4 protein-coding genes are annotated in these 7,180 nt (G+C 67.2%); all 4 read left to right on the top strand.

The annotated features are described in order from the left end of the window. The first annotated feature begins 86 nt into the window (after positions 1-86). A complete protein-coding gene (locus tag EBS11_RS27620) occupies positions 87-845 on the top strand; it encodes a 3-hydroxyacyl-CoA dehydrogenase (protein WP_290608593.1) in 759 nt (252 codons plus the stop codon). Positions 846-928: 83 nt separating this feature from the next. Beyond that, positions 929-2,704 carry a gamma-glutamyltransferase gene (ggt, locus tag EBS11_RS27625; RefSeq protein ID WP_290608595.1) on the top strand — a complete coding sequence of 592 codons (1,776 nt, stop codon included), beginning with the start codon at positions 929-931 and terminating at the stop codon, positions 2,702-2,704. 39 nt (positions 2,705-2,743) lie between these two features. Further along, positions 2,744-3,913, top strand: coding sequence for a patatin-like phospholipase family protein (locus EBS11_RS27630; protein WP_290608601.1), 1,170 nt, complete (start codon positions 2,744-2,746; stop codon positions 3,911-3,913). Between the two features lie 54 nt (positions 3,914-3,967). After that, positions 3,968-7,180 (top strand): two-component regulator propeller domain-containing protein (locus EBS11_RS27635; protein ID WP_290608603.1); only part of this gene is annotated, 3,213 nt, incomplete at its 3' end.

Consider the following 7,180-nt stretch of genomic DNA (forward strand, 5'->3'; position numbering starts at 1 on the left):
TACGTTTACGTAAACGTAATGATGGCATCATGTACCATGCAACCATCCGGCGCCGGGAACACGGCCCCTATCATTCAGGAGACTTCATGCAGATTCAGGACAATGTATTCATCATCACGGGCGGCGCATCGGGCCTGGGCGCGGCGACGGCGCGCATGCTGACGGCGGCGGGCGGCAAGGTCGTGCTGGCCGACGTGCAGACCGAGGCGGGCCAGGCACTGGCCGCCGAGCTGAACGGCGTGTTCGTGCAGTGCGACGTGACGTCCGAGGAAGACGGCATGGCCGTGGTGGCGGCAGCGGGCAAGCTGGGCATCCTGCGCGGCCTGGTCAACTGCGCCGGCGTGGCGCCGGCCGTGAAGACCGTGGGCAAGGATGGCCCGCACCCGCTGGCCCTGTTCCAGAAGGTCGTCAACATCAACCTGGTGGGCACCTTCAATATGTGCCGCCTGGCGGCCGATGCCATGGCCAAGCTCGATGCGACGGCCGAGGGCGAGCGCGGCATCATCATCAACACGGCCTCCGTGGCGGCGTATGACGGCCAGATCGGCCAGGCTGCCTACGCGTCGTCGAAGGCGGCCGTGGTGGGGCTGACCCTGCCGATGGCGCGCGACCTGTCGCGCAACGGCATCCGCGTCATGACGGTGGCGCCCGGCATTTTCGAAACCCCGATGCTGCTGGGCATGCCGGCCGAAGTGCAGGATGCGCTGGGCAAGATGGTGCCGTTCCCTTCGCGCCTGGGCAAGCCGGGCGAATACGCGCAGCTGGTGAAAGCCATCGTGGAAAACGTCATGCTCAATGGCGAGACCATCCGCCTGGACGGCGCCATCCGCATGCAGCCCAAATAAGCCTGGCGTGATTTGATGTAGGATACCCCCGTATGGGGCGTACAGCCTTGCCTGGCTGTGCGCCCTTTTTTATCGGAGAATCCATGATCACATTGAAGCCGCTGGCGCTGAGCCTGACCTTGCTGGGAGCCCTGGCTGCCAGCCCCGTATTTGCCGAGGTGCCGCAAAAGGCGCCGGAAATCGCCACCGCGTATGCGGAAAAATCGGGCTGGACGTCGCAAAAGTTCATGGTGGCGGCCGCCAATCCGCTGGCGGCCGATGCCGGCTACCAGATGCTGAAAAAGGGCGGCAGCGCCATCGACGCGGCCATCGCCACGCAGCTGGTGCTCACCTTGGTCGAGCCGCAGTCGTCGGGCATCGGCGGCGGCGCCTTCCTGCTGTATTCGAGCCCCAAGGGCGTGCAAGCGTTCGACGGACGCGAAACGGCGCCCGCCAGCGCCGACGAACACCTGTTCCAGAATCCGGACGGCACACCCGTCTCGCGCGCCACGGGCGTGGTGGGCGGGCGCTCCGTGGGCGCGCCGGGCGTGCTGCGCATGCTGGAACTGGCGCACAAGGAACACGGCAAGCTGCCATGGGCGACCCTGTTCGGCCCCGCCGTCAAGCTGGCGCAGGGCGGCTTTCCCGTCAGCCAGCGCCTCAACGGCCTGTTGAACTGGGACCAGGCCCTGAAGCGCGACCCCGTCGCTGCCGCGTATTTCTATGACCAGGAGGGCAAGGCCTGGCCCGTCGGCCACGTGCTGAAAAACCCGCAGCTGGCGCGCACCCTGCGCGAGATCGCCCGCGGCGGCGCCGACGCCTTTTACCAGGGCCGCATCGCGCGCGACATCGCCGCCAAGGTGGCGTCGCACCCGACCAATCCGGGCAAGCTGACGGCGGCCGACATCGCCGGCTACCGCGCCAAGGTGCGCGTGCCCGTCTGCAGCGACTACAAGGCCTGGACCGTGTGCGGCATGCCGCCGCCATCGTCGGGCGGCATCGCCATCGCGCAGATGCTGGGCATCCTGGAAGTGAAGGATATCCATCCGTACCCGCCCGTCGACGGCGTGCTCGATGCGCAGGCCATCCATTTGTTCTCGGAAGCGGGGCGCCTGGCCTACGCGGACCGCAACCGCTACGTGGCCGACACGGACTTCGTGCCGCTGCCCGGCAACGGCATCGCCTCGATGCTCGATAAGACCTACCTGGCGCAGCGCGCCTCGCTGATCGGCGACAGATCCATGGGCAAGGCCATGCCCGGCACGCCGCCCGGCATGCAGGTGGCGTGGGGCATGGACAACGCGCTGCAGCGCCCGTCGACGTCGCACCTTGTAGCGGTGGACGCCTTCGGCGGCGGCCTGTCGATGACCACCAGCGTGGAAGACGCCTTCGGCTCGCGCCAGATGGTCGACGGCTTTTTGCTGAACAACCAACTGACGGATTTCTCCTTCGACTCGCGCGATGCGGACGGCCCCATCGCCAACCGCGTCGAGGCGGGCAAGCGCCCGCGCAGCGCCATGTCGCCCACCCTCGTGTTCGAGAAGGGCACGCAGAAACTCGTGCTGGCGACGGGTTCGCCCGGCGGCTCGTCCATCATCAACTACGTGGCCAAGGTGCTGGTCGGGACCATGGACTGGGGCTTGAACGTGCAGCAGGCCATCAGCCTGCCGAACTTCGGCAGCCGCAACGGCCCGACGGAACTGGAACAGGGGCGCGCGCCGGCCGCCCAGGTCGAGGCGCTGCGGGCCATGGGCCACGAGGTGCGCGTCATCGAGCAGAATTCCGGCCTGCAGGGCATCATGCGCCTGAATGCGCACGGCAAGGATTTCTGGTTCGGCGGGGCCGATCCGCGCCGCGAGGGTATGGTGCGGGGCGACTGAAATTTCCACAAAGTATCAAGACCCTGCTAATCTGCCGGCATGGGAATGCAAAATAAAACAGGCTTGATACTCACGGGAGGAGGCGCCCGTGCCGCCTACCAGGTGGGCGTGCTGCAGGCGATTTCGGCGATTCTGTGGGAAGCGGGCTGGGCGCCCGCGCGCAACCCCTTCGACATCATCTGCGGCACCTCGGCCGGCGCCATCAACGCCACGGCCCTGGCCTGCCGCGCGGACAACTTCGGCGAGGGCGTGCAAAAGCTGCTCGACGTATGGCAGCACATCGAGGTCGAACAGGTCTACCGCGCCGATTCGCTGGGCGTGATCCGCTCGGGCGCGCGCTGGCTGTCGCTGCTGTCGTTCGGCTGGCTGCTGCGCCAGTGGCATGCGTCGCCGCCCAATTCCCTGCTCGACAACACGCCGCTGGTCAGCCTGCTGCACCGCATGCTGGACTTGCCGCGCCTGGACGCGGCGCTGGCAGACGGTCTGCTGCATGCGCTGGCCGTCACGGCCTCCTCGTATTCGGGCAGCCGGCACATGACGTTTTACCAGACGGCCGAGGATATCGCGCCGTGGGTGCGCACGCAGCGCCTGGCCCTGCCGGACCAGATCGGCGTGGAGCACCTGCTCGCCTCGGCCGCCATCCCTTTTATTTTCCCCGCCGTGCCCCTGTACGTGGGCGGCCAGCGCGAGTACTGCGGCGACGGGTCGATGCGCCAGCTGGCGCCGATTTCGCCCGCCATCCACCTGGGCGCCAACAAGGTGCTGGTGGTGGGCGCCGGGCGCATGACGGAGCCGGCGCCGGGGCCGGGCGACGCGGCGCGCTACCCCAGCCTGGCGCAGATCGCCGGCCACGCGCTGTCGTCGATCTTCCTCGACGGCCTGGCCGTCGACATCGAACGGCTGAACCGCATCAACCTGACCCTGTCCATGCTGCCGCCCGAATTGCTGGGCAAGACGGCCCTGCGGCCCGTGGAGCTGCTGGTCATCGCCCCCTCCGAGCGGCTCGACGCCATCGCCAGCCGGCATATCGGCAGTTTGCCCCGGCCCATCCGCACGATGTTGTCGGGCATCGGCGCGGCCGAAGCGCGCGGCGCGGCGCTGGCATCGTATTTGTTGTTCGAATCGACGTATACTAACGAGCTGATCCGTCTTGGACAGCGCGATACGCAGGCCCGCAAGGACGATGTACTGGCGTTTTTTGGTTCTTGAGACGGCCCCCGGCACCGTTGCCGGAGTTTTCGCGTTTTTTTTGACAGGACGATTGTGCTGGTATTTCGACGTGCTTGTGGTGTTGCCTTACTGATAAGTCTGCTGCTGGGCGGCGGGGCCGCGGGCGCGCCTGCGCCCACCCTGCGTTTCGACCAGCTCAGCGTGGAGCAGGGGCTGGCGCAGGAATCCGTGCTGGCCATCGCCCAGGACCGGCAAGGCTACATGTGGTTCGGCAGCCAGTCGGGCCTGAGCCGCTACGACGGCTACCGCATGGTCGTCTACAAGAATATCGAGGGCGACAAGACCAGCCTGGCCGACAACTGGGTCGGCGAGCTGCATGTCGATGACAAGGGCCAGCTGTGGGTGGGCACGGACAACGGGCTGGACCGCTTCGACGCGGCCAGCCAGACCTTCACGCATTATGTGCCGCAGGAGAAGAGCAAGCGCGGCAACGGCAACCGGCATATCCATGCCATCCTCGACGATGGCGCGGGCGGCTTCTGGATCGCCACTTCGGACGGCTTGCAGCATTTCGATCCCGCCACGGGCCTGTTCCGCACCTGGCACCATGAAGAGGACAATCCGCACAGCCTGGGCGACAACGAGATCAAGGCGCTGGCGCTCGACGCGCAGAAGCGCCTGTGGGTCGGCACCGTGACGGGCCTGGACATGCTGGCGCCGGGCAGCGAGCGCTTCGAGCATTTCGCCGTCGACACGACGCCCGGCTCGAAGTACAACGTGATCCAGTCGCTGCTGGTCGACCGCCAGCAGAACCTGTGGATCGGCACCATGGCCGGGGCCGAACGCTGGCGCCTGGGCGGCGCCGGCCAGGCGCCGCAGGCGCGCCTTCGCCTGCACGAAAAACAGGGCTTTTCCGCCATCCGCGTGGCCAGCCTGTACCAGGACGTGGACGCCACGGTCTGGCTGGGCAGCAATGCCGATGGCCTGTTCCGCTGGCAGCCCGAGAGCGACACCTTCCTGCAGTACCGGCACCAGACGGGCGACAGGTTCAGCGTGGCCGACAACCAGCTGTCCTCGCTGTTCCGCGACCGCGCGGGCACCTTCTGGGTCGGTTCCTGGTACAACGGCGTGAGCCGGGTGGACCTGGGCAGCGGGGGCTTTTCGCGCATGGCGCGCGCCCCCGGCGACGTGGGCGCGCTGGCCGACAAGAAGGTGCGCGCCGTGGCCGATGCGGGCAATGGCAAGCTGTGGCTGGCCACCAAGGGCGGCCTGAAACTGTACGACACGCGCGACGGCAGCTCGCAGCTGTTCGATCTGCGCAGCGCGCCGGGCATGTCGCGCGACGAGCAGGTCACCACCTTGTACAAGGCGCCGGACGGCACCCTGTGGGTGGGTGGCTCCACGGGCTTGCACCGCTTCGATCCGGCCCTGGGACGCTTCTTTACCATGCGCTTCGCCGCCGGCGACCCGAACAGCGACACCATCCGCAACGTCGTGAGCGACCGCAGCGGCATGCTGTGGGTCTCGACGCGCGGCGGCGTGCACCGCTTCGACCCGGCCAGCAAGCGATTTACCACCTACCGCCACGATCCGGCCGACCCGAACAGCCTGTCGGACAACATGGTGCGTCCCGTGCTGGAGGACCGCAAGGGGCAGTTGTGGATAGGCTCCTTCCATGGCCTGGACTTGCTGGACCGCGCCAGCGGCCGCTTCCGCCATTACCGCCACGACCCGCAAAATCCCCATAGCCTCAGCCACGACGAGGTGCACTTCCTGCACGAGGACAAGCGCGGCGTGCTGTGGGTGGGCACGGCCAATGGCCTGAACCGCATGGACGTCGATGCGAAGGGGGACATCCGCTTCCGCCGCTTCCTGCGCAAGGACGGCATGGCCGACGATGCCGTCGCCAGCATCCTGGGCGACGACAACGAGCAGCTGTGGCTGAGCACCAACAGCGGCATCACGCGCCTGGACATGCGCAGCGGCCTGTTCCGCAATTACGACAGCGCCGACGGCACCGTGGAAGGCTCGTACTTCGACGGCGCGGCCCTGCGCGCGGCGGACGGCACCATGTATTTCGGCGGCTTCAACGGCATGACGGCGTTTCTGCCGCAGGATATCCACGACAACCGCGTGCCGCCGCTGGTGGCCATCACGGAGCTGCAGATCTTTAACAAGCCCGTGGGCATCGGCCGCGGCGAATTCGCGCAGGTGCTGCGCACGGCGATCGACCATACGCGCACCCTGACCCTGACGAGCCGCGAAAGCGTCTTTTCGCTGGAATTCGCGGCCCTGCATTTCGCCGCGCCGCAGCGCAACGTCTTCGCCTACCGGCTCGAAGGCTTCGACCAGGCCTGGGTCATGACGGATGCGGGCCGGCGCTTCGCCACCTATACGAATCTCGATCCCGGCAACTACGTGTTCCGCGTGAAGGCGGCCAACAAGGATGGCGTGTGGAACGAGAGCGGTGCCACTCTGGCCATCACCATCCTGCCGCCGTTCTGGAAGACGTGGTGGTTCCGCACCCTGGTGGCGGCGCTGCTGCTGGGCGCCGGCTATGCCGTCTACCGGCAGCGCATGCGCGCCGTGCGGCACCAGCAGAACGAACTGGAAAAGCTGGTCAATGAACGCACGGCCGAGGTGTACCAGAAGAACGCCGAGCTGCAGAGCAAGGAAATCGAGGTGCTGGCGCAGTCGGACAAGCTGGCGCAGGTCAACAGCAGCCTGAAGAAAAACGAGGAAAGCTTGCGCCAGGCCAAACGCAAGGCCGAGGATGCGACGCGCCAGAAGTCGGAATTCCTCGCCAACATGAGCCACGAGATGCGCACGCCGCTGGCCGGCGTGATCGGCATGCTGGGCTTTGCCCTGCGCGACGAGCAGCTGCACGACGCCACGCGCGAGCAGATCCTGCGCGGCCAGGCCAACGCCCAGTCGCTGCTGGTGATCATCAACGACCTGCTCGATTTTTCCAAGATCGAGGCGGGCAAGCTGAGTATCGAAAACATCGACTTCGCCCTCGGCGCGGCGATCGAGAACGTGGTCAGCCTGTTCGAGGAGCAGGCGGCCGCGCGCAGCATCGGCTTCGCCATCGACTTCGCGCCCGACCTGCCGCCCTTCGTGGTGGGCGACCCGACGCGCCTGCGCCAGGTGCTGGTCAACCTGGTCGGCAATGCCTTCAAGTTCACCCAGCGCGGCGGCGTGAGCGTCAGCGTCGAGCGCGCGGGCGTGGCGCCGGGCGCCGGCGGGCGCCAGGTCAGCCTGATCCGCTTCACCGTCAGCGACAGCGGCATCGGCATCGATGCCGAT

It is taken from the genome of Janthinobacterium sp. (assembly GCF_009923995.1).
Classification (GTDB): Bacteria; Pseudomonadota; Gammaproteobacteria; order Burkholderiales; family Burkholderiaceae_D; genus Janthinobacterium.

Coding starts and splice junctions, on each gene's coding strand:
- EBS11_RS27620 (WP_290608593.1), top strand. CDS start 87: ATGCAGATTCAGGACAATGTATTCATCATCACGGGCGGCGCATCGGGC.
- ggt (WP_290608595.1), top strand. CDS start 929: ATGATCACATTGAAGCCGCTGGCGCTGAGCCTGACCTTGCTGGGAGCC.
- EBS11_RS27630 (WP_290608601.1), top strand. CDS start 2,744: ATGGGAATGCAAAATAAAACAGGCTTGATACTCACGGGAGGAGGCGCC.